Here is a 25,233-nt window from a genome sequence, read left to right as displayed (position 1 = left end):
GGATCAGACAATGAAACATCGGGTCGTGCTTGGCTTTGCGGCCGCCTTGGGTTTGCTCGTTGCGGCGACATTCGTCGTGCCTTCTCGGACCTCCGTTGCTCCCATAGCGATCGAGACATCTGTCATTCGCAGTTCAGATCTTCTCGAAAAAGCCTGGAGCCTCCCGGTCGCTTCCGCCTTTGACAAACGCGTCACGTGGCAGTCGAACGGTTCGCGGTGTGGACCTGCAAGCCTTGCAAACAGCTTCCGCTCGATCGGTGAGGACGAAACGACCGAGGCCGACGTCCTGTCCGGAACAGGTACGTGCTGGACGGGGTACTGCATAATGGGGCTCACTTTGGACGAGCTGGCTGAGCTTGCGCGAAAGAAGACGAGCCACCAGGTCACCGTGCTGCGGAACCTGACCGCCGAGCAGTTCCGTGAGCACATGACGCACGCTAACGATCCCGACCGTCGCTACATCATCAACTTCGATCGTAGGACGATTTTTGGAGCGGGAGCAGGACACCACTCACCCGTGGCGGGATATCTGGAGGCCGAAGATCTGGTGTTCGTCCTGGACGTGAATGAGCAGTTCAAGCCCTGGCTCATCGAGCGCGATCGTTTGTTTGCCGCCATGGATACTCTCGACGGCGATAGCAAAAGAGGCCTGCTTCAAATCGGCGGCCCCTGACCGCGTTGTCGCTTTCGCAGCGGGCGTGTCTGGATAGGCAGGTCTTCGAAGTCCCTCGGGGCACCGGGAATGTCCTGCAGACGGCGAACCGGTCAATCGGTTCGGCCTGCTCGACCGCAGGCGGGCGTTACGACCATATGCGGAGGTCACTCTGCGATGTAGAGTCTCAAGCATTGATTGCTTACCATAAGGCAGGAAGCGTGTCCCAGATGGTTTAGCGGTGCCAGCCCAGGGCGGGCGGGTCGACCTGGCGTAGTTGCGGCGTGGAGAAACGCATCGTTGCCGGGCGCCCAGATGAGACAATGCGCAGGTTGAGCGCGAGCCGAAGCCTCTGGGATGGCGTTTTGATTTTGATCGGCGGTGTCCTCAGCATGCCTGACCATGCCTCGGTCGGATAGGACGCGAGGTTGCCGTCACCGAGATCGAAAGGTGCAAGCGCCTGTGCCGTCAGACCTTCCGGGCCACAGTCTTCAAGCACAAGGGAGATGTCCCGCCAGCCATCATGCGCGTCGACCTCGACCGCGCAGCTCGCCCGGACCCAGGCGCCTGCCGGCAGCGGATTGATGAAACCTTCCGGCAAGATCTCCAGGACGCAATGGCCGCCTTCCAGACTGATTTCTTGCCAGCCTGCCGGATGACCGGTGCTGCTTACGGCACGGCTGGCCGTGACGTTGCAATCGGGCGGCGGCCCCGCAAACGTCTTTGCGTTGCCCGGAAGCGGATCGGGAACAAAACTTCCGAGGGGATTGTGAACCGGGTCGAAACGATCGTCCCGCGCCCACCGTTCGGGAACGTGCGGAGCAAGCAGCCCGCGGAGGTACTCGGCCAACGCCTTGCCGACGGCATGACCGCCCGGCACAGAAAAATGCGTGCCGTCATCGGAGAATCCGGCGTGTGGAACGCCGTCCGCGCTATGCCAGTCGACCCAGGCGCTGTTCCAGTCGAAGATGTGGCAACGGGGTCTTCGGGCCGCGAAGGCACGGCTCTTCTGGTTGATCCATTGCGCCTTGGCACGCTCCGATCCGCCGGCCGACCATTTTTGCGTCCCGCGGGCAAGGATCGGCAGCAGGATGACCAGCTTGCCGGCATCGAGCAGGCGGGACACGATCGCCTCGCGGATCGCCTGAATGGTTTCCTTGGTCTCCACCATCATGTCGTTGGTTCCCGCGTCAACGATGATGAGGTCGAAATCAAGCGCAAGGACCTGGTCGATCCGGTTGGCGATATCTAGGGCCTTCTGGCCTGAGACACCGGCGTTAAGGCCACCGAAGCCGCGCGAGTCACCCACCCGCCCGCTCGGCTCCCATCCAGGATGTACGCGTGGGTCGTGGAAGACGGTGATATCGAGCTGGCCATGGGTCAGCACCTCCGCCCATGTCGACCAGCCCCTGGCCGACGATCGGATATGCCGCTCGCCGGCATCGTGGTTCTGCTGGACGAGCGAGGTCCCGAGCAGGGCGACCCTGCTCCCATGGATCGGAGATGTGACTGTCATGTTCTGGTCCTACGAGAAGAACGTGCCGCCATTGACGTCGTAGCTGGCGCCGGTGATGAAGGCAGCCTCGTCGGAGACGAGGAACGCGACCAGACTTGCGACCTCGGCCGATTGTCCCTCGCGCTTGAGCGGTGTCGCTGCCGCAACCCGCTCGCGCACTTCCGGTTTCGTGAAGGTGTCGTGGAAAGCCGTGGAGATCATGCCGGGGCAGACGGCGTTCACCCTGATCTTCGGGCCGAGTTCCTTCGACAGGCCACGCGTGAACGTCATCACGGCCCCCTTGGAGGTCGCGTAGGCGACGGCGCCGGGACCGCCGCCGTCACGGCCGGCCTGGGACGCGAAGGTGACGATCGAGCCTCCTTCATTCATGGCGGGCACCGCGGCTTTGGTTGCATTGAACAACGACGTCAGATTGACGTCGATCACTTCACGGAAGAACGCCTCGTCCATCTCGGACAGCGTCTTGCGGGCGATGATGCCGCCGGCGACGTGCACGAGGCCATCAAGCCTGCCGAATTCCGACACGGCCTTGTCGACCGCGGCCTGGGCATCCGCCGCATTGGTCATGTCCGCTCTAAGTGCGACCGCCTTGCCGCCCGCCGCATTGATAGCGCCGACGCTCTGTTCAGCGCTTGATGCCGAGCCGAAATAGGTGACGACGACCTTTGCGCCTTCCTTGGCAAGTCGCTCGGCGCAGGCCTTGCCGATGTCGCGTCCGCCGCCGGTGACCAGCACGACTTTGTCTTTCAGTCCGTTCATGGAAATATCCTTTCGTGATCAGAAGTTCTTTGGGATGACGATGCGCAACTGGTTGTCGTCGACATCGGTGAAGTAGATGTCGGCGCTGAACCCCTGGTCGTCGATGAAGTTAAAGACCCGCCGCGGCTCATCGAGCGAATAGGGAACGAGCAGGGTGACGAGGGTGTGCTTGCTCGCCGACGGCAGGCTGGCCTCGATATGGTATTGGGTATCCATGCCCTCGACGTCGGCGGGATCGATCCCTTCGAAACCTTCGACCAGGCGAACATTGGGCGGGCCGGAGGTCGAGTGGACGAACTGCCCGTAAAGGCCGGCGCGCTCTCCGGTCAGGCGGAAGCTGTTGGTGCCGACGTCCATCGGTCTTGTCGCATGAAACAGCCATTGAACGGGCTTTGGACGGGAGCACTCGACGCGGTCGACGAGCACAACGAAATCGCTTGCGGTGAAATAGACGTCGCGTTCGGCGCGCAACACGTCAGGATCTGCGGCCCGGTAGGCCGCCGTCGCATCGCCGCTGATGAAGACATGGGACGGCTCCTCGCGCACGGTGACAATCCGCCCCCCGGCCTTTTTTGCAATCGTCTTATCGCCGTCGGCATACTGACCTTTGCCGTCGATGAGGATGGCGTTCTTGGAAATGGTCTGGCGCCGCCAGTTACGGTGCATGGTGGAGTTGAAGGCCACATAGTAGCCGCTCTGGATGGCCAGATCTTCGCCGAAGGCATAGAGCAGGAAAGCGTTCTGGTCGCCATGGCTGTGGCTGAGCGAGCCGAAGGTGCTGCTCTTGAACAGAAACTGGATATGCCGCGCAGGGTCGTCCATGTATTTCTGGATGGCGACCCAGCCGATATCCTTGAACCATTTCACTGGTGGCAGGTCGCTTGGCGCCTGGGCTACGATCTGCGGATAGTCGTGGCGATAGACGAGATCGTCGAAATTGAGATCCCACCAGCCGTAATTGTAGAACTCCATCTCGGTTCCGGCGGCGTCGGCTTTCAGGCGCTCGTAGTACCACTGGTAGTAAGGATTGCCGGTGACGCCTGCGAACTGGCGGACATTGTAGCCGACCTTTACTCCCGGCGGGTCGCCGAGGGTGGAATCGTCTCCGAAACAGGCGCGACGGGTACCCGGTGCCTTGGTGTAGAGCGGGAAGTCGCCGGTCTTATGGAAGAACGGCCTCTTGTAGAGGTCGACGTCCAGGAAGTTCTTGATGAGGTTGGCGGCCTCCGTCAGGTAGGCGATGCCTGTCATCCAGTAATGCGGACCCTCGGCCCACCCGCCATCCGCGTCTCCCCACGGGGAGTAGAGTGTGAACAGGAATTCGATCGTATAGTCGAGCCAGCTTTCCGCCTCGTCGCTTTCTCCAGCAAGAGCGATGCAGGCGGCCGTCAATGCGGCCGATAGCGAGCGCACGGCGTGACTGTCATAGGGGAAGACATGGATGCGCGCACGCCACAGGACATGATCGGCAACTTCGCGCGTCCGCGCCAGCAGGACGTCGCGGACCTCCGTCCGTTCCGTGTCGTCGAGATGATCCCACAGCCAGTCGTAGCCCCAGGCGAGTGCGGTGACGACGCGGAAGGCTGCCTCGTCGTTGTAGGAACGCGCGGTGGCGCCCAAACGATCCCATCGCGCGATCGCCAGCAGCCATTCACGCGCCCTGGTGATCAACGCAGGATCGTCGAGAATGACGCCGGCGATCGCCAGATGGCGCACCGCGTAGATGGCTTCCTGGCAATCGATGTACATCTGCCGCCAGAGTTTCGCGACGCGCACGTTGTTGGGGTAGAGGGCAGGCTCTGCGATGAAATCGCGCGTGAGCCATGGCGCGACAGACTTGTCGAAAAAACCCTGCCAGCCGCAATGATCGGCATCTGCCTCCAGGCGTTCGCGAAAATCACCGACTTCGCTCGGACCGAGCCAAAGTCGGGGATGGCGTAGATCCGCAGCCTTCCAGCGGAATTGCGCGCGCGGCAGCGGTGTTTCCGGCAAGCCGGGCAGGATCTCGAATATTCGAACGCTGCTCCAGGCGGACACAACGGTTTTGGATGCGCCATCCCATAGCGCGAAGGCCCAGTGATAGACGCCGGGCTCGAAGGTTACGTCCGGCGTGAAGAAGTTCCAATTAAGGTCTTCGAACAGCAGCGTATCGGCCGGTGGAAAGGATGGATTCCGGGACACCTTGAGGGCATAGCGGGCATTGTCGTCCAGCGCCGGCAGCCAGCTGAAACGCGGCGGGTTCTCCTGGATGGCGGAGCCGTTCGGCTGATAGGTGATCGTCAGCGTGCCGGGTTTCGGCTCGTCGAGATAATGCAGTCGTGGGGCTTCGTCAGCTTTGGGCATCGAAAATGACGTCCTTTAACAAGTCAGGGAGTGAATAGGGCGCGGCCGCGCCGCGCCCTGATGTGTCAGTTCTTGGCGTATTGGCGGTCGTAAGCCGTCTGCATGACCTTGATGACCTCGGGCAGGCCGAGCTGTTCGAGGCGATCCTGATAGGCATCCCAGGAGGCGTCGACATTCTGTGCGCCGAGCACGAAGGTCTGCTGCATCTCGGTCATGTATGTGAGCAGGCTCGGCCAGTACTTGTCGTAGACCGCCCGTTCCTCGGCGCTCATCGAGACGCCGGTGAATTCGGGCTGCAGCAGGCCGGGTTCCTTCTCGTACATGGCGATCCCGTCGAGGGCCATCTTGTTGGTCCACTGCTGTTCGGACGGGTAGGAGGCCCAGTAGCCGCGCGGCACGCCGGCGCCGATTTCCCACATCTGGGCGTTCACCGGCTTTGGGTTCTTGAGGACGCTGTCCTTGTAGACCGGTTTGCCGTCTTTCATGGCGTAGTTGACGCCCTCGACACCCCAGTTGGAGAGAATGCGACCCTTTTCGGAGAACCAGAAGTCGAAGTACTTGATCGTCTCGGCGGGGTGCTGATTGGTGTAGGAGATCGCCCAGCCGGCAGGCTGAACGGTCGCACGCCGACTGTCCTCGAAGCGCTTTCCCGATACCGTTTTCGGTGGCAGCATCGGTGCGAAATTGATACCGGGAACGCTGTCCTTCAGAGCCTCGGTATAGTTCGAGGTGCTGGCGAACCAGTCATGGGTCATGCCGCCGATATTGTTACCGAGCATGTATTCGCGAACGCGTGCGCCGCGAGTAAAGACTTCCGTGTCGATGAGCCCTTCGCCAAACCACTGGGCAACCTTTGAAATCCCGGTCTTGTAGTTTGCAGTCGTCCACGGGTGGACGATCTTGCCGTCCTCGACCATGAAGTCGCCGTAGCGTTCCGACCCCGAGACGCGCGCATCCCACATGTTGATGAGCCGCACCGCCTCGATCGGCTCGCGGGCGAAATAGGGAACCTCGTCCTTCTTGCCGTTGCCGTTGGGATCTTTCTCGCGAAATGCCTTGAGCACGGTGTAGAGCTCGTCGACATTTTGCGGCTCCTTGAGACCGAGCTTGTCCAGCCAGTCCCGCCGGATGAACCAGGCGCGCGAATACTCTCCCTCCGGAACATAAGGGATGAAGTAGATATGCCCATCGGGCGCGCTGATGGCGCGGCGCACCACGGGATGATCGTCGAAGAACTTCTTCAGGTTGGGGGCGTTTTCGGCGATCAGGTCGTCAAGCGGCAGGAAGGCGCCTTCCATGCCGTAGCGGATAAAGTCGTCCTTGAGGCCGCCTGTCACATCGCCTCCCACGATATCAGGCAGATCGCCAGACGCCATCAACAGGTTGAAAGCGTCGCGGCTGTTGCTGGTGGCAAGCGAGGCCACGTTCTTGACATGGATCCCGGTCCATTCGGCCGCTTTTTTCTCAACGGGCCAGTTCTCCGTGTAGACGTACTTGTCGCGGAAATGGAAGTGGATCGTCAGTTCGAGCGGATCATCGACGATCTTCGTCGACGCGTCCTCGGCGGCGGCGCTGCCCAATTGCAGAAGCGCACAGGTGGCAAGTAGCGAAAGCCTTTTCCCAAAACGTCTCATTCCATTTCTCCTCCTTAAACAGAACTGGCCGTTATTCCTTGACCCCACCAAGGGTGATGCCCTTGTTGAAGTATTTCTGGATGCTCGGATAAATCAGCAGGACCGGAATGATCGAGGCGATCATGATCGCGGCTGTGACGGTTTCGAATGAGTAGCGCGAGCTCAGCAGGCTGCTGGCAAACTCGTCGTTGGCGGTGAGGTCGACGATGATGCGCTTCAGGTAGAGTTGGAGCGGGATCTTTTCCTCGCCGCGCAGCAGCACCATGGCCCAGAAGTAGCTGTTCCAGCGCGAGACGATGCAGAACAGACCGACGGTGATGATGGCCGGCTTGGACAGTGGAATAAATACCTTCCAGAGCAGCTGCCATTCGCTGGCGCCGTCCATCTTCGCTGCTTCCTCGAAGGATTTCGGCACGGACTCGAAGAAGTTGCGCAGCAGGATGACGTTGAAGGCATTGCAGGCGAAGCCGATGATCAGGCCGAAACGCGAATCCAGGAGGCCAAGGTCGCGCATGTTCAGGAAGAAGGGGATCATCCCGGCATTGAACCAGAGGGTGAATGCCACCATCAGGTTCAGGAATTTGCGTCCGCGCAGCCTAGCGCGTGACAGCGCATAGGCGCCGGGGATCATGATCGCCAAGCTGACCGCGGTGCCGCCGAACGTGTAGATGAAGGTATTGCCGTAGGCGATCCAGAACAGTCGGTCGGACAGCACGAATTCATAGGCCGCAAGCGTCAGGTCCTTGGGAAACAGAATGACCTGCCCGGAGGTGACCGCCGCACCTGACGAGATCGATACCGCCAGCAGATAGATGAACGGATAGAGGGTCGACAGGACGAACAGTCCGATCAGGGCCGCATTCGCATATCCGAAAATACGATCGCCGCGCGAGTATAGGCTGAAAGTGGCCATGACATTCACCAGAGCGAGGTTGATGAGACCTTCCGGCTGATCCGGTTGGCCGTGAAGACGAGGGCAAACGCGATGACCGCGTTGAACAGGCCGGCGGCAGTCGCCAGGTCGTACTGGGTTCCCTGCAGGCCGGTCCGGTAGACATAAGTCGAGACAACGTCGGCGGTGCGGTAGGTGGCCGGTTGGTAGAGTAGGATGATGTATTCGAAACCGACCTCGACCAGGTTGCCGATGCGGATGATCAGCATGATGATGATCGTCGGCAGAATGCAGGGCAGGGTGATGCGCCACATCATCTGCCAGCGCGAGGCGCCGTCGACCCGGGCGGATTCGTAGAGTGTCGGGCTGATACCGGCGATGGCAGCGAGATAGACGATCGATTCGAAGCCTGCCTCCTTCCAGACGTTGGAGCCGATGAACACCGTTCGGAACCATTCCGGCTGTGTCAGGAAGTAGATCGGATCGAAGCCGAGGCTGGACAGCACGAGGTTGACCACGCCCGTGGTTGGCGACAGCAGGTTGATGACGATGCCTGCAACGATCACCACCGAAATGAAGTGTGGAAGGTAGACGACGGTCTGTGAGAAACGCCGGCCGACTTCGCTCTGCAGCTCATTGAACATCAAGGCCAGGATGATTGGCACCGGGAAGGCGAAGATCAGCCCCAGGCCGCTGATGGTGATCGTATTGATGAAGGCGCGGATGAAGATCTGGTCATTGAGTAGCGTCCGGAAATTTTCGAACCCGACCCAGGGACTGCCGGCAACGCCACGGAACGGGCTGAAGTCCTTGAAGGCAATCTGCAAGCCTTCCATCGGCTTGTAGAGGAAAAGCAGGAACCAGACGAGCATCGGCAACAACAACACATAAAGCTGCCAGTCTCGGCGAAGATCCTCCGCCAGGTCCTTGATATGCTGGGCGATCTTCGATCCCATCATCTGCCTCACGCCTGTCCGTTGATGGCTTTGCCGGTCTCCACGTCGAAGACATGAAGTCTGGCGGTGGGGATCGCCAGCCTGGCGACATCCGACAGGCTTCTCCCGTCCACGGGCGTATCGACCTTGGCGACGACCGGCTGGCCGCCGATCCTGCAATGAAGCAGCGCTTCCGAACCGAGAGGCTCGACGAGGTCCACGGCCGTCGCTATCTCCTGGGTGTCGGCCCCCGGGCGGCCGACTTCGATATCGAGGTGTTCGGGACGCAGGCCGACGAGAACTTTCTGGCCGGCGCGCATGCCGGCGGCGATTGCAGCCGGCATGCGGAACTGGACCGGAACGTTGCCGTCGACGCAGGCAACGGCAGCGCCGTTTGCCGCTTCCACGCGCGCTGCCACGAGGTTCATGGGCGGCGATCCCAGGAAGCTCGCAACAAACGCATTGGCCGGATTGAGGAAAAGCTCCATGGGCGAGCCGACCTGTTCGACGCGTCCGCCATTCATGACGACGATGCGGTCGGCAAGCGTCATGGCCTCCACCTGGTCGTGCGTCACGTAGATGCTGGTGACGTCCATGCGCTTGTGCAGCCGCTTGATCTCCGCGCGCATCTGGGTGCGCAGCTTGGCGTCGAGATTGGACAGCGGCTCGTCGAACAGAAACACCTGTGGCTTTCGCACAATCGCGCGACCCATCGCCACGCGCTGTCGCTGGCCGCCCGAAAGGTCCGCGGGCTTGCGCTTCAGATAGGGCATCAGATCGAGAATGGCGGCCGCCTCGTTGACAGCGGCTTCGACGACGTCGTTCTTCTCGCCACGGACGCGCAGTCCAAAGGCGATGTTTTCCGCGACATTGAGGTGCGGGTAGAGCGCGTAGTTCTGGAACACCATGGCGACGTCGCGATCTTTCGGCGCGACCCGGTTGACGACGCGGCCACCGATCGAGATCGTGCCATCTGAAATGTCTTCGAGCCCGGCCACCATGCGCAGGGTCGTGGACTTGCCGCAGCCCGACGGTCCGACCAGAACGACGAACTCTCCCGGTGATACCGACAGCTTGATGGAGTGCACGACTTCGAGTGCGCCGTAGCGTTTCACTACGTCGTTCAGTTCAACTGCAGACATTTGATTCCTCCCGCCGGCGCGAACCCCTTAGGTCAGGTTGCGCCGCGGCCTCCGTTTTTCTGTCGTTGTCGCATTGATCGATTCAATGTAGCTCCACAGCTTCGGGTCGCGTGAGAGCTCGGTAATCTTGCTTTCGAGCGAGCCGAGGTGTCGGCTCATTGCCGCCACGGCCGCATCCGGCGAAGCTTCACGAATGGCATCGACGATGGCCCGATGTTCCTCGATGACTTCTGCAGTGCGGCGAACGCCGAAGACCATCTTCAAATGGCGCATGCGATCGATCTCGCCCTTCGCCTGGTTGACGAAGGTCCACACACCGCTCAGACGCGCGGCTGCGAAGATGGCTTTATGAAAGCTCTCGTCGAGCTCGAAGAAATTCGTGTAATCCTCGCCCTCTACGGCTGCAATCTGCTGGTTGAGGCAGAGTTCAAGGCGGCCGAGATCTTCGAACGTGTGGCGCTTGGCCGCCTCTGCGGCCGCTCCGGCCTCCAACCGAAAGCGAATGAAGCACGCCTCGATATAGCGCTGGACCTCGATCGTCGCGACAAACGTGCCGCCCTGCGGCACGACCTTGATCAGGCCTTCCTCCGAGAGGCGGATGATCGCTTCGCGAACCGGTGTCTTGCTGACGTTGAGGATCGCGGCGACCTCCTTTTCCGGCAACGCGCGGCCAGGCAGCAACCTCACCTCGACGATCAGTTGCCGAAGCAGGCGATAGACCTTTGACGTCGTGTTGCCCGCACCCTCGATCAGGGAGGGCCGAAGGAGCTCGTCAAGTGGAAGTGCCGGTATGGTGACAATCTCAGACATATCTATCCGCTAACTGATATCTTAGTTGCAAGATTGATGTCTTAGAGTGTGATTGTCAACCGTAAATAATTTTGTCGTTGAGCGAGGGGTCTGCGTCGGAAAATCACGCCTCTTCCGGTCCCGATCCCGCGTGGCGGTTCGCTGGCCTATCAATCGCAATTGACATCGTCTGTATCCTGGATACAATTTGCCTCGATCTTGGGAGGGATCGATGAGTCAAACCTTTGAATGGCGAAGCCAATCGCGCCTGCTCGACGAAGTTGCCCAGGCGCTTCGCGAGCGCATCTATGCCGGCGTCTATGCGCCTGGAGCGACGTTGCGCCAGGAGCGGATCGCTGCCGAATTCGGCATCAGCCGTACGCCGCTTCGCGAGGCCTTGCGGGTGCTGGAGCGCGACGGGCTCGTTGTGAACAAACCGGGCAGCGGTGTCAGGGTGGCCACCGCCGACCTGCCGAAACTTCTCGATGCCTATGCTGTGCGCGAGGCGATGGACGGCGTGGCGGCGCGCAATGCCGCCGAGCGCGCCACAGCATCCGAAATCAAAGCACTCGCGAAACAGATCGATCAGCAGCAGAAGGTCGTTGAGCGCTGGGATCCCGGCGCCTACACCCAGTCCAACGTCGTCTTTCACGAGGCAATCGTCAGTGCTTCGCGCAATGCGTCGCTGGCGTCGCTCGGGCCGCTTCTGCGGATGACCTCTCAGGTCTTCGCTCCGGCCTTTTCGCTTTCCAGCGAACGCGCCAGCACTGCCGTTGCCGAGCATCGGCTCATTGTCGAGGCGATATCGGCAAGGGACCCTGATCAGGCTGAGAAGCTGGCGCGCGCGCATATCCATGCGACGGCCATGAGATTGAAAACGCTCCTCCCGCAGGGCGAGACTGGCAATGAGGCATGATGTGAAGACTTACGGCAATTTCATCGCGAACACGTGGCAGGACGCAATTGGCGGCGAGCACATCGCCGTCAGGGATCCCTCCAACGGTGAGATATTCGCGCGCATTGCCCGGGGAAACCGGGACGACATCGACCTGGCCGTGCGCTCGGCGCGCTCGGCGCTTGGCGGCCAATGGGGGCAGATGACGGCAACCGAACGCGGACGGGTGCTCAGCCGGATCTCGGCAGCAGTGCTGCGCAACATTGACCTTCTGACGGAGCTCGAAGCGCAGGATGTCGGCAAGCCCCTGACGCAGGCGCGGGCTGATGTCGTCGCGCTCGCGCGCTATCTGGAATTCTATGGCGGCGCCGCCGACAAGGTGCATGGCGACACCATTCCCTATCAGAACGGCTTCACCGTGCTGACCATTTACGAGCCCCATGGGGTTACGGGTCATATCATCCCGTGGAACTATCCGATGCAGATCCTTGGCCGGAGCCTCGGCGCAGCCCTTGCCATGGGCAATGCGGCAGTGGTCAAGCCTGCCGAGGAGGCGTGCCTGACAATCCTGGAATTTGCGCGCATTGCCGAAGAAGAGGGCCTGCCATCAGGAGCGCTGAACGTCGTCACCGGGCTGGGCGCGGAGGCGGGTGCCGCGCTTTCCGAACACCCTGATGTCAACCACATCTCGTTTACCGGTTCGGTGCGCACCGGTGAGATGGTGCAGGCGGCGGCGGCGAAGAATGCGGTGCCGGTGACGCTTGAACTCGGCGGCAAGTCGGCGCAGATCGTCTTTGCCGATGCGGACCTCGACCGCGCCGTGCCATTCCTGGTCAACGCCGGGATCCAGAACGCCGGGCAGACCTGCTCGGCCTCGTCACGCATCCTCGTCGAGCGCGCCATCTACGAAGAGGTCGTGGCGCAGATGAGCGAAAGATATCGCGCGCTCAGGGTCGGACCGGCCAGCGCCGATCTGTCGCTTGGCCCGGTGGTCTCGCATAGGCAAAAGGCGATCATCGAGGGCTTCCTTACCGATGCCGCCAAGGATGGCCTGAAGATCGCGGCTGAGGGCGAGATCGTCGCCGACGCACCTGCTGACGGCGCCTATGTCGCACCGACATTGCTGCGCGACGTGCCGCACGAGCACCGCACGGTACAGGACGAAATCTTCGGCCCGGTCCAGGTGATCATGCCGTTCGACAGCGAAGAGGAGGCCGTTCGCCTTGCAAACGGCACCGCCTACGGTCTCGTCTGCGGGGTTTGGACAAACGACGGTGGTAGGCAGCTGCGCATGGCGCGCGCCGTCCACGCCGGTCAGGTCTTCGTCAACAATTATGGCGCCGGCGGCGGCGTCGAGCTGCCCTTCGGCGGCGTCAAGAAATCGGGCCATGGCCGCGAGAAGGGTTTCGAAGCCCTCTACGGCTTCGCCAGCATGAAAACCATCTCGGTTTACCACGGCTAGTTCAGCGTCGGGAGGAACAAGTGTCACTAGAAGGTAAGATCGCTCTCATCACCGGCGCAGGCTCCGGTTTCGGCGAGGGCATTGCGAAGCGTTTCATCGACGGCGGTGCCAAGGTGGTCGTTGTCGACCGCGATGCCGCAGGGGCCGAGCGCGTGGCCAAGCAACTCGGCAGCAATGCGTTTGCCGTCGTCTGCGACATCTCCAAATCATCGGACGTCGACGCCGCCGTTGCCGCGAGCCTCGAGAAGTTCGGCCGCGTCGACATTCTCATCAACAATGCCGGCATCGGCCACAAGCCACAAAACGCCGAGCTGGTGGAGCCGGACGAGTTCGACAGGATCCTCGGCGTCAACGTGCGTGGCGTCTATCTCATGACGCGCGCGCTGCTGCCGCACATGAAACAGAACAAGACAGGCGTGATCGTCAATATCGCCTCGACTGGCGCCAACCGGCCGCGGCCGAACCTTGCCTGGTACAATGCGACGAAGGGCTGGGTGGTCTCCGCGACCAAGGCGCTGGCGATCGAACTTGCTCCGTTCAACATTCGCGTCGTTGCCCTCAATCCGGTTGCCGGCGAGACGCCGCTTTTGACGACCTTCATGGGCGAGGATACCGAGGAAATTCGCCAGAAGTTCCGCGATTCCATTCCGTTGGGCCGCTTGCTGAAGCCCGAGGATCTCGCCGAGGCCGCCGCCTTCGTCGCATCGCCGCAGGCGTCGATGATCACCGGCGTTGCACTTGACGTCGATGGCGGGCGTTCGATCTGATGACGACAGCGCCGCGCGTCTCTTAGGGCGCACGAAAGTCGCGGCACTTTGATTGACTGCATGTTTCCTTCAATCGGATGCGATTAATGGAAACATGCAGTGGGACCATAAACAACCAAACCGCAAAGCGGGGGAACCATGCTTAACTTGACGAAATGGGCACTTGCTTCGTGCTTCATCGCCGCATCGCTGACCACAGCCATGGCCAAGGACACGATTACCGTCGGCCAGGTGCTGGAACCGCCGGGCCTCGACCCGACCGCGGGCGCCGCCGCGCCGATCCGCTATATCACCTACGGCAACCTGTTCGAAGGCCTGGTGCGCGTGGTTGAAGATGGCACCGTCAAGCCGCTCCTGGCCGAGAGCTGGGCGATCTCCGACGACCAGAAAAGCTACACGTTCAAGCTTCGTCAGGGCGTCAAGTTCCACGACGGCACGCCATTCGACTGCTCGATCGTCAAATTCTCCTATGAGCGCGCCGTCGCAGCGGACTCTACCAATGCGCAGAAGGGCCTTTTCGAGCCGATCGAAAAGACCGAGTGCCCGGATCCGGCAACCGCAGTCGTGACCCTGAAGCGCCCGGCATCCAACTTCCTGTTCAACATGGCATGGGGTGACGCGGTCATGATCGCGCCGTCATCGGCCGCCGACAACAAGACCAAGCCTGTCGGTACTGGCCCCTACGCGTTCAAGGAATGGGCGAAGGGCGACAAGGTCGTGCTGAACAAGAACGCCGATTACTGGGGCGAACCGGCCAAGCTGACGGAAGTCACCTTCAAGTTCATCAGCGACCCGTCCGCAGCCGCAGCCGCCGTTCTTGCCGGCAACGTCGATGCGTTCCCGATGTTCCAGGCCGCCGAACTCGTCAGCCAGTTCCAAAGTGATTCCAACCTCCAGGTCGAGGTCGGCAGCACCTCCGGCAAGGTGGTTCTTGCGCTGAACAATGCGCGCAAGCCGTTTGACGACGTCAGGGTTCGTCAGGCGCTTGCCCATGCGATCGACCGGAAGACCCTGGTCGAAGGCACCTATTCGGGCTTCGGCGAGACGATCGGTTCGCATTATTCCCCGGTGGAGCCCGGCTATGTCGATCTGAACGAAACCTATCCCTATGACCCGGGCAAAGCGCAGCAACTGCTGCAGGAGGCCGGTGTCGAAGGTCTGGAAATGACCATCATGCTGCCGCCACCCGCCTATGCCCGGCGCGGCGGCGAGATCATCGCGGCCATGCTCAGCGAAGTCGGCGTCAAGGTGAACCTCGTTCCGATCGAGTTCGCGCAATGGCTCGACCAGGTGTTCAAGAACTCGGATTTCGACGCGACGATCATCGCACACGCCGAAGCCCGCGATCTCGATATTTACGCTCGCGACAAATACTATTTCAACTACCAGAACCCGGACTACAAGGCGCTCTACAAGTCCTTCACGCTCGCGTCGACGGAAGCTGAGCAGCTCGATCTCGTCGGCCAGCTTCAGCGTAAACTGGCGGCCGATGAACCGAACGTTTTCCTCTACGCTCTTCCGAAGATCGGCGTCTGGAACAAGAAGGTGAAGGGTCTGTGGAAGAACATGCCGGTGCCGGCGGACGATCAGACCCAGACCTACTGGGAGAATTGATCGCTTCTCATGAGGTGGAGCGGTATGCGGGCTGAAAACCGCACACACTTTTCCTCATCCCGCTCCAGCATCCGCCCCTCCACAAATGGGGGCGGATGCAGATCAGCCGTTGACCGTCCCCGGCGCCGGTCAACGCTCGCTCATTCCGGGAGGTTGATGTGATTTCCTTTGTTGGCGGTCGCCTTGTGTCGCTCATATTGACGACCCTGGTCGCCTCTATCATCGTCTTTCTGCTGATGCAGGTGCTGCCCGGCGACCCGGCAGTGCTGATGCTCGGCATGAACGCCGACCCGGATGCGATCGCGGCGCTGCACCGGCAGCTGGGCCTCGATCAGCCAATCTGGATCCGCTACCTCCAGTGGATCGGTGGCTTTGTCGTCGGCGATTTCGGCATGAGTCTCACCTATTCGGTGCCGATCCGTGAACTACTCGGACCCCGCATCCTGGTGACATTGCCCCTGGCTCTCCTCTCCATGGCGATCTCGGTCGTGGTTGCGATCGCCATTGGCGTCTATGCCGCGGCCAATCGCGGCAAGGCCGGCGACACGGTCGTCATGGGCATCGCGCAAGTTGGCGTCGCCATCCCCAATTTCTGGCTCGCGCTTCTGTTCATTTTGCTGTTCGCGCTGAAACTTGCATGGTTTCCGGCCTCGGGCTTTGCCGGCTGGCAGGACGGTATCTGGAGCGGCCTCCACTCGCTCATTCTTCCAGCCTTTGCGCTCGGCCTGCCACTCGCCGCCATTCTCGGACGCGTCACCCGCTCGGCCGTCATCGAAACGCTCGGGGAGGATTTCATCCGCACTGCCCGCGCCAAGGGCCTCTCGCGCGCTGGTGCGCTTTGGAGGCATGCGGTGCCGAACGCACTCATCCCCGTCGTCACCATCATCGGCCTGCAGTTTTCGTTTCTGCTTGCCGGCACGATCATCATCGAGAACGTCTTCAATCTGCCGGGTGTCGGCCGGTTGGTCTTTCAGGCGATCGCGCAGCGCGATCTGGTGACCGTGCAGACGCTCGTGACGCTGCTTGCCGCGTCCGTCATCACCATCAATTTTCTCGTGGATCTCGTTTACGGCTATCTGGATCCGCGCCTGTCGAGGGGAGGCCACTGATGAGCACCTCGGCAATCACTTCGGAACCAGGCCTGTTGGCCAAGCTTTTTGGTAGCCGAAGCCTGATGTTCGGCCTGACGGTCACCGCCATCCTCATTGCGATGGCCGTGGTTTCCACCGTCTGGACACCCTTCTCGCCGACGGCGATGAATTTCCGCGACAAGCTTCAGGGACCAAGCCTCGCCCATTGGTTCGGCACCGACAATTTCGGCCGCGATATCCTGTCGATGATCATGGCCGGGGCGCGCAACTCGATCGCGGTCTCGATCGTCGCGGTGCTCGTCGGCGCCGGCATCGGCGTGCCGCTCGGTGCATGGGCTGCGGCCCGCGGCGGCTGGGTCGATGGCCTGGTCATGCGCATGAGCGATCTTGCCTTTGCCTTTCCTGCACTGCTGACGGCGGTCATCATCACGGCCATCTTCGGCCCCGGCGCGACCAATGCCATGATCGCCATCGGCATCTTCAACATTCCGGTCTTTGCCCGCGTGACCCGTGGCGCTTCGATGGGGCTTTGGAAGCGCGAATATGTGCAGGCGGCCCGCTGCGCCGGTCGCGGCGACGTGGCGATCACCTTTCTGCACATCCTGCCCAACATCAACCACGTGCTCCTGGTCCAGGTGACGATCCAGTTCGCCTTAGCAATCGTTGCAGAAGCTGGGCTTTCCTATGTCGGTCTTGGCACCCAGCCACCGATGCCAAGCTGGGGCAAGATGCTGAACGATGCCCAGACCTTCATCTATCAGGCCCCATGGCTCGCCATCTTCCCGGGACTTGCGATCACGTTCGCCGTGCTCGGCCTCAACCTCCTCGGTGATGGCCTGCGCGACATTCTCGATCCGCGCGTGAGGCGACAAAGATGACGGCACCCTTGCTACGAATGGTCGGAATGTCGGTCGAGCTGTCAGCGGGCATGACCCAGGTCGATATCGTCTGCGACGTCGATCTTGAGCTCAATCGCGGCGAACGCCTCGGTATCGTCGGAGAATCCGGCAGCGGCAAATCCATGACGGCGCTCGCCGTGATGGGACTGCTGCCGCAGCGCATGCGGGTGCGCGGCGAGTTGATGTTCGATGGCCGCAACCTCGCAGATCTGCCCGAAGCCGAATTCTGCAGATATCGCGGCCGGCGCATTGCGATGATCTTTCAGGAGCCGATGACCGCCCTCAACCCGGTCAAGTCGATCGGCGCCCAGATCGCCGAAGGGCGACGCCTTCATTTTGGCGAAACCAGAGCCGATGCGGAAAAGAAGGCGCGATCCTTGCTGGACAGGGTTGGTCTGCCGGCGCCGCGCTTCAATCTGGACCTCTACCCGCATCAACTCTCCGGCGGCCAGCGGCAGCGCGTGATGATCGCCATGGCGATCGCCTGCGAACCGGACCTGTTGATCGCCGACGAACCGACGACCGCGCTCGATGTGACGGTGCAGGCACAGATTCTTGATCTGCTCGATGACCTGATCGAAGATACTGGTACGGCCCTGATGCTGATCACCCACGATCTCGGCGTGGTTTCCGAAATGACCGACCGTATCGCGGTCATGTATGCTGGGCGTGTCATCGAGACGGGGCGCACCGACGACGTGTTCGCGCGCATGGCGCATCCCTATGCGAGGGGCCTCTTCGCTGCGTCTCCTCATGGAGCTGCCCTTGCTCCGCGCCAGATCGGGGGAAGGCCAAGGCTGAACGCAATCCCGGGCATCGTTCCCGATCCCTTTGCGCGGCCGGACCATTGCTCCTTTGCTGAGCGTTGCGCCTTCGTTCAGCCCGACTGTCGGCGGGCGATACCGCCATTGGATCTGATCGATACCGACAGGAATGTGGAGCATCGCGCCGCCTGCTTTCATCCACGCGAAAGGATGGTGGCACCATGAGCAATGTCATTCTGAGGACCATCGATCTGGTGCGCGAGTACCAGTTGCCGCGCCCATCGATCTTTTCCAAGCAGACCAGCTTGCGCGTGCTGCACGGTGTCAGCGTCGAGCTTGGCGCCGGCAAGAGCCTCGGCATCGTTGGCGAAAGCGGCTCGGGAAAATCGACCCTTGCGCGCGCCGTCATGGGGCTTGAACGCCCGCAATCGGGGCAGGTTACCATTGCCGGCAAGGATATCTATTCGCTGGACCGATCAGAGTTGCGGGAGGCGCGCAAGGGATTTCAGGCGATCTTCCAGGATCCCTACGGGTCACTCGATCCGCGCCACACGGTGCGGACCATCATCTGCGAACCCATCGTCTCACTGGAACGCGGAACCAGCGCGCTTGAGCGCAACCGGCGCGTTGAGGAGGTGCTGGAGGCGGTCGGCTTGCCCTTGGCGTCAGTCGACAAGTATCCGCACGAGTTTTCCGGTGGCCAGCGCCAGCGTATTGCCATTGCGCGCGCACTCATCACCCGACCGGCGCTGATTGTTGCCGACGAACCGGTTTCGGCGCTCGACGTCTCGATCCAGGCGCAGGTGCTGAACCTGATGATGGATCTGCAGGAGAGGCTCGGGCTCTCCTATCTGTTCATCAGCCACGATCTGGGCGTGGTTCGCGCCATCACCGACCGGGTCGCCGTCATGCATCTCGGGCGGATCGTCGAGGAGGGACCGACCAACGAGGTGTTCGACAACCCGCGTCACCCCTACACGCAGGCGCTTGTCGCCGCCGTGCCGAAACCCTTTGCCGGACGCCGCAAGCGGGTCCGGTCGAACGCCCCGCCGCAAACGCCTGTCCATACCGCCACGACCTCAGAGGGCTGCGCCTATGCCGCCGTCTGTCCGCGCAGGCAGGATATCTGTCTCGCCCAAACGCCCATGGCCAAGCCGGTGACGCCGGCCTGGTCCGCCCGCTGTCACTTTGCCTAGAACTCTTTGAAATTCTGCAATTCTCCGGAGTTGCTCTTGTTGCAGGAATTATTGCCCATGTCCGATCTTGCCGATTTCACCGCCGTCGATCTTGTCGAGGCTTACCGCCTGCGAAAGCTCTCTCCCGTCGAAGTCGTCGATGCTGTCATCGCGCGCATCGATGCATCCGAGCCGAAACTCAATGCGCTTTGGGCCTACGATCCGGACGAGGCGCGCAAGGCGGCGAAGGCGTCCGAGGCACGTTGGGGCAAGGGTGAGCCTCTGGGCGCGATCGATGGCGTGCCGGTGACGATCAAGGAGAACATTGCGACAAAGGGAACGGCTGTGCCGCTTGGCTGCGCGGCCGTGCCGCTGGTGCCGGCCCTGACCGATGCGCCGCCGGCGGCGCGCACCCGCGAGGCGGGTGGCGTCATTCTGGCCAAGACCACCATGCCTGATTACGGCATGCTGTCTTCCGGCCTTTCCAGTTTTCACAAGCTGGCGCGCAATCCCTGGGACCTGTCGACCAATCCCGGCGGTTCGAGCGCCGGAGCAGGTGCGGCCGCAGCCGCCGGCTACGGTCCGCTCCATATCGGCACCGATATCGGCGGTTCCGTCCGCCTGCCGGCCGGCTGGTGCGGCGTCGTTGGTCTGAAGCCTTCGGCGGGCCGGATCCCGATCAATCCGCCGTTCATCGGCCGCGTCGCCGGGCCGATGACCCGCACTGTCGCCGATACGGCGCTTTACATGTCCGTATTGTCGAAGCCGGATGCACGCGACACCATGTCGTTGCCCTATGCCGATATCCCCTGGCTCGACCTCAAACGCGATGTCAGGGGATTGAAGATCGGCCTCTGGCTCGATGCCGGCTTTGGCCAGGCGGTTAGCGCGGAAACCGAGCAGGCGGTCAGCCAAGCGGCAAAACTCTTCGCGGACGCCGGTGTCATCATTGAGCCTGTCGAGCCCTTCCTCACCCGCGAGATGATCGATGGCCTCGATCGCTTCTGGCGTGCGCGCGGTTGGGAAGACGTCTCGCGTCTTTCGCCGGAACAGCAGGCGCAGATACTGCCCTACATCTTCAACTGGATCGAGACGGCCAAGGATTTTTCCGGCCGCGACGTCTATACCGGCTTCGCCCAGATCGACGCCATGCGCAACGCCATCCATGCGGCGTTGACCGGTTTTGATTTCATCCTCTCGCCAACGGCACCGACCGCGTCCTATCCCGCCGAATGGGCCTCGCCGATCAATGACCCACAGAAGCCGTTCGAGCACATCGCCTTTACGGTCGCGGTGAACATGGGTGGACAGCCCGCGATTTCGGTCAATTGCGGCTATACTGCCAGCGGTTTGCCGATCGGGCTTCAGATCATCGGCCAGCAGTTTGACGATATCGGGGTCTTGCGCCTTGCACGAGCATTCGAGACCCTGCGTCCGCAACAGCGGCCATGGCCGAAGGTCACCGCATGAGCCGCCCTGCACCAACACAAACACTGAAACGACAGGAGTGCCGAAATGGCCGATCGTAAGCTTTTCATCCTTCCCGGCGACGGCATCGGCCCGGAAGCCATGGCGGAAGTCCGCAAAATCATCGCCTACATGAATGCCGAGCTTGGTGCCGGCTTCGTGACGGACGAAGGCCTTGTCGGCGGTTCTGCCTATGACGCCCACGGCCAGGCGATTTCGGAAGGGGACATGGTAAAGGCGCTTGCAGCCGACGCCGTGCTGTTTGGTGCCGTCGGCGGTCCGAAGTGGGATGCSGTGCCTTACGAGGTCCGTCCCGAAGCCGGTCTCTTACGCCTGCGCAAGGACCTGCAGCTGTTTGCCAACCTGCGCCCGGCCATCTGCTATCCSGCGCTTTCCGCCGCATCGTCGCTGAAGCCGGAACTGGTCGAAGGCCTCGACATCCTGATCGTGCGCGAGTTGACCGGCGGTGTCTATTTCGGCGAGCCGGCGCTTTCCGCCGCATCGTCGCTGAAGCCGGAACTGGTCGAAGGCCTCGACATCCTGATCGTGCGCGAGTTGACCGGCGGTGTCTATTTCGGCGAGCCGAAGGAAATCATCGATCTCGGCAAYGGCCAGAAGCGCGGCATCGACACCCAGGTCTACGACACCTACGAGATCGAGCGCATCGCCGGCGTTGCTTTCGAACTGGCCCGCACCCGTCAGAACCGTGTCTGCTCGATGGAAAAGCGCAACGTCATGAAGTCGGGCGTGTTGTGGAACCAGGTGGTGACCGAAACCCACAAGGCGAAATATTCCGATGTCCAGCTCGAGCATATGCTGGCTGACGCCGGCGGCATGCAACTGGTGCGCCAGCCCAAGCAGTTCGACGTCATCGTCACCGACAACCTGTTCGGCGACATGCTGTCGGATGTGGCGGCGATGCTGACCGGCTCGCTCGGCATGCTGCCTTCGGCCTCGCTCGGTGCACCGGATGGTGTCACCGGCAAGCGCAAGGCGCTCTACGAGCCGGTGCACGGTTCGGCCCCTGACATTGCCGGCAAGGGCATCGCCAACCCGATCGCCATGATCGCCTCGTTTGCCATGTGCCTGCGCTACTCCTTCAACCTGGTGACGGAAGCCGACAACCTGGANGCCGGCAAGGGCATCGCCAACCCGATCGCCATGATCGCCTCGTTTGCCATGTGCCTGCGCTACTCCTTCAACCTGGTGACGGAAGCCGACAACCTGGAAAAGGCGATCGCCACCGTGCTCGACAAGGGCATCCGCACCGGCGACATCATGGCCGAAGGCGCACGCCAGGTCGGAACCGTCGAAATGGGCGAAGCCATCCTCTCCGAGTTCAAGGCGCTGTCTGCCTGATACGAGCATTTCCAGGAAAAGTGCGAAGCGGTTTTCCGCCAGGAAATGCGTAAAACAAAAAGCTTGAACGTTTCCGCGGCATCGTCTGAAGCGGAAACGTTCAAGCAAGAGGCGCGCCCGATCGGGCAGCGCCCCGCAAGTTGTCAGAACACCTCCGGAGCGATCCGGAGGTGTTTTGCATTCGACAGTCTTGAATTCGACGGCCGAACCGACACATGCAGGCAGATGCTGCGAGCAATGAGGGGCGGCGAGGGACCGCATTCTCGCATGCAGACCGTTTGGAAAGGCCGACATGAACCGACCGCTCGCATCAACCGGATGGATCCTGGTGACGACACTGATCCTCGTACTCGCCTTCATTCCGCTCGATCCGTTTCTGTCGACGCGGGCGCAGGAACTGCCCGAGGGCATCGTCGCCTTCAATCGCCTGATTACCGACTTCGGCACCTTCGGCTGGATGATTTATGTCTCGGGTCTGGTGCTTGCCGTCGCCTTCATCCTGCAGCGTGCCGTTGGCCAGGCGCCGTTTCAGCGCAAAGCCCGAACTGTCCGCAACCTTGCTGCCTATTTCTTGCTGACGATCGGCACTGCCAGTGTGCTCGTGCATGTGCTGAAGTTCCTGATCGGGCGGGCAAGGCCCGAGCTTCTGGTGGATCTCGGTGCCTACAGCCTGACGCCGTTTACCGGCGACACCCTGTTCGAAAGCTTTCCATCCGGTCATTCGACGGCGGCGGGTGCTTTTTTCGGCGCCTTTGCCATGCTTCTGCCGAAGCTGCGGCCGTTGTTTTTCGTGATGGCATTGGTCATCGGGGTCTCGCGCGTCATCGTCGGCGCCCACTATCCGAGCGACGTTGCTGCCGGGCTGCTGCTTGGCCTATGGACATCTATGATGGTGGCGTTTCTCTTCGCCAAACGCGGCTGGCTTTTCCGCGCCGACGAGGGCGGTTGGCCTATCCCAAAGCGAACAGGCTCCCGCCCATAAAAAAGCCGGCGCGGAAAGCCGCGCCGGAGTCGGGAGAGCCGTGATGCCTCTCGGGGAAGTCTTTAGTCCATCGCGTGGATGTCGCGATCCTTGGTTTCCGGCAGGAACAACATGCCGATGACCAGGGTGATGCCCGCAAAGACGATCGGGTACCAGAGACCGTAGTAGATATCGCCCTGAGCCGCGCTCATCGCGAAGGCCGTGGCCGGCAGCAAGCCACCGAACCAACCGTTGCCGATATGGTAGGGCAGGGACATGCCGGTGTAGCGGATGCGGGTCGGGAACAGTTCGACCAGCAGGGCGGCAATCGGGCCGTAGACCATCGTCACGTAGATGACGAGAACGGTCAGAACGGCGATGATCATCGTCCAGTTGACGTTGGCAGGATCCGCCACCATTGCGTAGCTGCCGCCCTTGGCGATCGTGTAGACAGCCATTTCGGTGGCGGCGCCGACTTCGTCCTTGGTCAGGAGCTTGTCGGCAATGAGCTTGTCGGCAGGAACCATGGTCTTTTCGCCGCCGCGAACGGCAGCGGCATCAAGCGCCAGTTCCGGATTGGCGGCGACGAAGCCGTCAAGCTTGGATTCCGGAACCTTTGCCGCACCACGAACCAGCGGGTAGCCGGCATCATGGAGAGCCATGTTGGTCTGCTTTTCGAAGCCGGCGTTGGCAGCCTTGGCACCATCGCCTGCAGCGATCGCGTCATAGCTGTTGATCGTCGTTTCGCCGACCTCCACAGTCGCGGCAGTCCCCGCCGCAGCGGTCGTTACCACGTCATAGGGAACCGAGTTCTTGGTCAGGAACGCGGTTGCGATGTCGCACGAGGTCGTGAACTTCGCGGTACCGGTCGGGTTGAACTGGAACTTGCAGTCGCCCGGTGCCGCGGTCACGGTCGCCCGTACCGTTGCCTGGGCCTGAGCGAGCGCCGGGTTACCGGCCCAGGTCAGCGCCTTGAACAGCGGGAAGTAGGTGAGCATGGCAAGCAGCAGGCCGGCCATGATGATCGGCTTGCGGCCGATCTTGTCGGAGAGCCAGCCGAAGAGCACGAAGAAGCCCGTACCGATCAGCAGTGAGGCGGCGACCATGATATTGGCCGATTGGCCGTCCACCTTGAGCACGCCCGTCAGGAAGAACAGCGCGTAGAACTGACCGGAGTACCAGACGACGGCCTGGCCGACGACGGCGCCGAACAGTGCCAGAAGCGCGATCTTGGCGTTCTTCCACTGGCCGAAGGCTTCCGACAACGGTGCCTTGGAACCCTTGCCCTCTTCCTTCATCTTCTTGAAGGCCGGCGACTCGTTCATCTTCAGGCGGATCCAGACGGAAACGCCGAGAAGCACGACCGAGACCAGGAACGGAACGCGCCAGCCCCAGGCTGCAAACGCTTCTTTGCCCACCAGGTACTGGACGAGCAGGATCACCACCAGCGACAAGAACAGACCGAGCGTTGCCGTGGTCTGGATCCACGAGGTGAAGTAACCGCGACGCCCGTGCGGCGCGTGTTCGGCCACGTAGGTTGCAGCGCCGCCATATTCACCGCCGAGCGCCAGGCCCTGAAGCATGCGCAGAGCGATGAGCAGGATCGGCGCAGCGATGCCGATCGAGGCAGCGCCAGGCAGGATGCCGACCAGGAAGGTCGACAGACCCATGATCAGGATCGTCACGAGGAAGGTGTATTTGCGGCCGACGAGGTCGCCGAGGCGACCGAAGACCAGAGCGCCGAACGGGCGAACCAAGAAGCCCGCGGCAAACGCCAGAAGCGCGAAGATGTTTCGCGTCGTTTCCGGGTAGGAGCTGAAGAAGGTCGCGCCGATGTAAACGGCGAGCGAACCGTAGAGATAGAAATCGTACCATTCGAATACGGTACCAAGCGACGAGGCGAAGATGACCTTCTTCTCCTCGCCGGTCATCGGACGTGCTTTTGTGTCGTCCGCTGTCGCGACATTTGCCATTTTGTTTATCCTCCACTCCAAAACAGCCCATTGGAGCGCCCATTGGCTGGCTCGGACAATTCCTCCCTTGAACGTCCGAACGTGGTGCGCCTGATCACAGGATGTCAGAAAAGGAGGGCCGCAGGCAGGGATGCTTTCGGCTTA

At 61.6% G+C, this 25,233-nt stretch carries 21 protein-coding genes and 1 pseudogene; 13 read left to right on the top strand and 9 right to left on the bottom strand.

Going from position 1 to position 25,233, the window contains the following annotated elements:
- Nucleotides 1–10: 10 nt before the first annotated feature.
- Nucleotides 11–673, top strand: coding sequence for a phytochelatin synthase family protein (locus ASD52_RS25570; RefSeq protein WP_025430115.1), 663 nt, complete (start codon nt 11–13; stop codon nt 671–673).
- Between the two features lie 214 nt (nt 674–887).
- Here the strand turns inward: ASD52_RS25570 and ASD52_RS25565 are convergent, their stop codons facing one another.
- The 8 genes from ASD52_RS25565 to ASD52_RS25530 form a co-directional block, all read right to left on the bottom strand.
- On the bottom strand, nt 888–2,168 hold the full coding sequence (locus ASD52_RS25565) for an SGNH/GDSL hydrolase family protein (protein WP_025430114.1): 1,281 nt from the start codon (nt 2,166–2,168) through the stop codon (nt 888–890).
- Between the two features lie 9 nt (nt 2,169–2,177).
- A complete protein-coding gene (locus ASD52_RS25560; protein WP_025430113.1) occupies nt 2,178–2,927 on the bottom strand; it encodes a glucose 1-dehydrogenase in 750 nt (249 codons plus the stop codon).
- An 18-nt stretch (nt 2,928–2,945) separates the two neighbouring features.
- Nucleotides 2,946–5,270, bottom strand: coding sequence for a DUF4962 domain-containing protein (locus ASD52_RS25555; RefSeq protein WP_057225791.1), 2,325 nt, complete (start codon nt 5,268–5,270; stop codon nt 2,946–2,948).
- A 65-nt stretch (nt 5,271–5,335) separates the two neighbouring features.
- Nucleotides 5,336–6,904, bottom strand: a complete 1,569-nt coding sequence (locus ASD52_RS25550; protein ID WP_057225789.1) for an extracellular solute-binding protein — start codon at nt 6,902–6,904, stop codon at nt 5,336–5,338.
- A gap of 31 nt (nt 6,905–6,935) precedes the next feature.
- Nucleotides 6,936–7,817: a carbohydrate ABC transporter permease gene (locus tag ASD52_RS25545; RefSeq protein ID WP_025430110.1), complete on the bottom strand. Its 882-nt coding sequence runs from the start codon at nt 7,815–7,817 to the stop codon at nt 6,936–6,938.
- 5 nt (nt 7,818–7,822) lie between these two features.
- Nucleotides 7,823–8,752: a sugar ABC transporter permease gene (locus ASD52_RS25540; RefSeq protein ID WP_025430109.1), complete on the bottom strand. Its 930-nt coding sequence runs from the start codon at nt 8,750–8,752 to the stop codon at nt 7,823–7,825.
- Between the two features lie 8 nt (nt 8,753–8,760).
- Nucleotides 8,761–9,873 (bottom strand): sn-glycerol-3-phosphate ABC transporter ATP-binding protein UgpC, encoded by a 1,113-nt coding sequence (gene ugpC / locus ASD52_RS25535; RefSeq protein WP_025430108.1) that lies wholly within the window; start codon nt 9,871–9,873, stop codon nt 8,761–8,763.
- Nucleotides 9,874–9,900: 27 nt separating this feature from the next.
- Entirely contained in the window at nt 9,901–10,683 is a 783-nt protein-coding gene (locus ASD52_RS25530) for a GntR family transcriptional regulator (protein ID WP_025430107.1), read from the bottom strand.
- A 211-nt stretch (nt 10,684–10,894) separates the two neighbouring features.
- Between ASD52_RS25530 and ASD52_RS25525 the strand changes: the two genes are divergently transcribed.
- The 12 genes and pseudogenes from ASD52_RS25525 to ASD52_RS25475 all read left to right on the top strand — a co-directional run bounded on the left by ASD52_RS25525 (nt 10,895) and on the right by ASD52_RS25475 (nt 23,137).
- Complete coding sequence (locus ASD52_RS25525) at nt 10,895–11,578, top strand: GntR family transcriptional regulator (protein ID WP_057225788.1); 684 nt, start codon at nt 10,895–10,897, stop codon at nt 11,576–11,578.
- A complete protein-coding gene (locus ASD52_RS25520; RefSeq protein ID WP_057225786.1) occupies nt 11,568–13,019 on the top strand; it encodes an aldehyde dehydrogenase family protein in 1,452 nt (483 codons plus the stop codon). Before ASD52_RS25525 ends, ASD52_RS25520 begins: the two co-directional genes overlap by 11 nt.
- A gap of 20 nt (nt 13,020–13,039) precedes the next feature.
- A complete protein-coding gene (locus ASD52_RS25515) occupies nt 13,040–13,786 on the top strand; it encodes an SDR family oxidoreductase (RefSeq protein ID WP_025430104.1) in 747 nt (248 codons plus the stop codon).
- A gap of 138 nt (nt 13,787–13,924) precedes the next feature.
- Complete coding sequence (locus tag ASD52_RS25510; protein WP_057225784.1) at nt 13,925–15,400, top strand: ABC transporter substrate-binding protein; 1,476 nt, start codon at nt 13,925–13,927, stop codon at nt 15,398–15,400.
- A 158-nt stretch (nt 15,401–15,558) separates the two neighbouring features.
- Entirely contained in the window at nt 15,559–16,509 is a 951-nt protein-coding gene (locus ASD52_RS25505) for an ABC transporter permease (RefSeq protein ID WP_025430102.1), read from the top strand.
- Nucleotides 16,509–17,369: an ABC transporter permease gene (locus ASD52_RS25500; protein ID WP_025430101.1), complete on the top strand. Its 861-nt coding sequence runs from the start codon at nt 16,509–16,511 to the stop codon at nt 17,367–17,369. Before ASD52_RS25505 ends, ASD52_RS25500 begins: the two co-directional genes overlap by 1 nt.
- Nucleotides 17,366–18,379, top strand: coding sequence for an ABC transporter ATP-binding protein (locus ASD52_RS25495; RefSeq protein ID WP_057207296.1), 1,014 nt, complete (start codon nt 17,366–17,368; stop codon nt 18,377–18,379). The genes ASD52_RS25500 and ASD52_RS25495 overlap by 4 nt, the downstream gene beginning before the upstream one ends.
- Nucleotides 18,376–19,350, top strand: coding sequence for an oligopeptide/dipeptide ABC transporter ATP-binding protein (locus ASD52_RS25490; RefSeq protein ID WP_082523564.1), 975 nt, complete (start codon nt 18,376–18,378; stop codon nt 19,348–19,350). The genes ASD52_RS25495 and ASD52_RS25490 overlap by 4 nt, the downstream gene beginning before the upstream one ends.
- Before the next feature lie 57 nt (nt 19,351–19,407).
- A complete protein-coding gene (locus tag ASD52_RS25485; RefSeq protein WP_057217155.1) occupies nt 19,408–20,799 on the top strand; it encodes an amidase in 1,392 nt (463 codons plus the stop codon).
- Nucleotides 20,800–20,844: 45 nt separating this feature from the next.
- A pseudogene (gene leuB / locus ASD52_RS25480) lies at nt 20,845–21,926 on the top strand (3-isopropylmalate dehydrogenase); the annotation flags it as partial.
- Nucleotide 21,927: 1 nt separating this feature from the next.
- On the top strand, nt 21,928–22,155 hold a 228-nt coding region (locus tag ASD52_RS40340), incomplete at its 5' end, for an isocitrate/isopropylmalate family dehydrogenase (protein WP_244497517.1).
- Nucleotides 22,156–22,447: 292 nt separating this feature from the next.
- The gene (locus ASD52_RS25475) at nt 22,448–23,137 is read left to right on the top strand and encodes a phosphatase PAP2 family protein (RefSeq protein WP_025425270.1); all 690 of its coding nucleotides are present in this window, start codon (nt 22,448–22,450) and stop codon (nt 23,135–23,137) included.
- Between the two features lie 62 nt (nt 23,138–23,199).
- On the opposite strand, the gene ASD52_RS25470 is transcribed toward ASD52_RS25475, so the two are convergent.
- Complete coding sequence (locus ASD52_RS25470) at nt 23,200–25,089, bottom strand: MFS transporter (RefSeq protein ID WP_025425271.1); 1,890 nt, start codon at nt 25,087–25,089, stop codon at nt 23,200–23,202.
- Nucleotides 25,090–25,233 lie beyond the last annotated feature (144 nt).

The organism is Ensifer sp. Root142 (assembly GCF_001426785.1).
Taxonomy (GTDB): domain Bacteria; phylum Pseudomonadota; class Alphaproteobacteria; order Rhizobiales; family Rhizobiaceae; genus Ensifer; species Ensifer canadensis.
The sequence above is the reverse complement of the archived record's forward strand: the minus strand, read 5'-3'. Positions and strand labels throughout refer to the sequence as shown.

What these genes read in the sequence shown, in the direction of transcription:
- ASD52_RS25570 (WP_025430115.1), top strand. Translation starts at nt 11, where the DNA reads ATGAAACATCGGGTCGTGCTTGGCTTTGCGGCCGCCTTGGGTTTGCTC.
- ASD52_RS25565 (WP_025430114.1), bottom strand. Translation starts at nt 2,168, where the DNA reads ATGACAGTCACATCTCCGATCCATGGGAGCAGGGTCGCCCTGCTCGGG.
- ASD52_RS25560 (WP_025430113.1), bottom strand. Translation starts at nt 2,927, where the DNA reads ATGAACGGACTGAAAGACAAAGTCGTGCTGGTCACCGGCGGCGGACGC.
- ASD52_RS25555 (WP_057225791.1), bottom strand. Translation starts at nt 5,270, where the DNA reads ATGCCCAAAGCTGACGAAGCCCCACGACTGCATTATCTCGACGAGCCG.
- ASD52_RS25550 (WP_057225789.1), bottom strand. Translation starts at nt 6,904, where the DNA reads ATGAGACGTTTTGGGAAAAGGCTTTCGCTACTTGCCACCTGTGCGCTT.
- ASD52_RS25545 (WP_025430110.1), bottom strand. Translation starts at nt 7,817, where the DNA reads ATGGCCACTTTCAGCCTATACTCGCGCGGCGATCGTATTTTCGGATAT.
- ASD52_RS25540 (WP_025430109.1), bottom strand. Translation starts at nt 8,752, where the DNA reads ATGGGATCGAAGATCGCCCAGCATATCAAGGACCTGGCGGAGGATCTT.
- ugpC (WP_025430108.1), bottom strand. Translation starts at nt 9,873, where the DNA reads ATGTCTGCAGTTGAACTGAACGACGTAGTGAAACGCTACGGCGCACTC.
- ASD52_RS25530 (WP_025430107.1), bottom strand. Translation starts at nt 10,683, where the DNA reads ATGTCTGAGATTGTCACCATACCGGCACTTCCACTTGACGAGCTCCTT.
- ASD52_RS25525 (WP_057225788.1), top strand. Translation starts at nt 10,895, where the DNA reads ATGAGTCAAACCTTTGAATGGCGAAGCCAATCGCGCCTGCTCGACGAA.
- ASD52_RS25520 (WP_057225786.1), top strand. Translation starts at nt 11,568, where the DNA reads ATGAGGCATGATGTGAAGACTTACGGCAATTTCATCGCGAACACGTGG.
- ASD52_RS25510 (WP_057225784.1), top strand. Translation starts at nt 13,925, where the DNA reads ATGCTTAACTTGACGAAATGGGCACTTGCTTCGTGCTTCATCGCCGCA.
- ASD52_RS25500 (WP_025430101.1), top strand. Translation starts at nt 16,509, where the DNA reads ATGAGCACCTCGGCAATCACTTCGGAACCAGGCCTGTTGGCCAAGCTT.
- ASD52_RS25495 (WP_057207296.1), top strand. Translation starts at nt 17,366, where the DNA reads ATGACGGCACCCTTGCTACGAATGGTCGGAATGTCGGTCGAGCTGTCA.
- ASD52_RS25490 (WP_082523564.1), top strand. Translation starts at nt 18,376, where the DNA reads ATGAGCAATGTCATTCTGAGGACCATCGATCTGGTGCGCGAGTACCAG.
- ASD52_RS25485 (WP_057217155.1), top strand. Translation starts at nt 19,408, where the DNA reads ATGTCCGATCTTGCCGATTTCACCGCCGTCGATCTTGTCGAGGCTTAC.
- ASD52_RS25475 (WP_025425270.1), top strand. Translation starts at nt 22,448, where the DNA reads ATGAACCGACCGCTCGCATCAACCGGATGGATCCTGGTGACGACACTG.
- ASD52_RS25470 (WP_025425271.1), bottom strand. Translation starts at nt 25,089, where the DNA reads ATGGCAAATGTCGCGACAGCGGACGACACAAAAGCACGTCCGATGACC.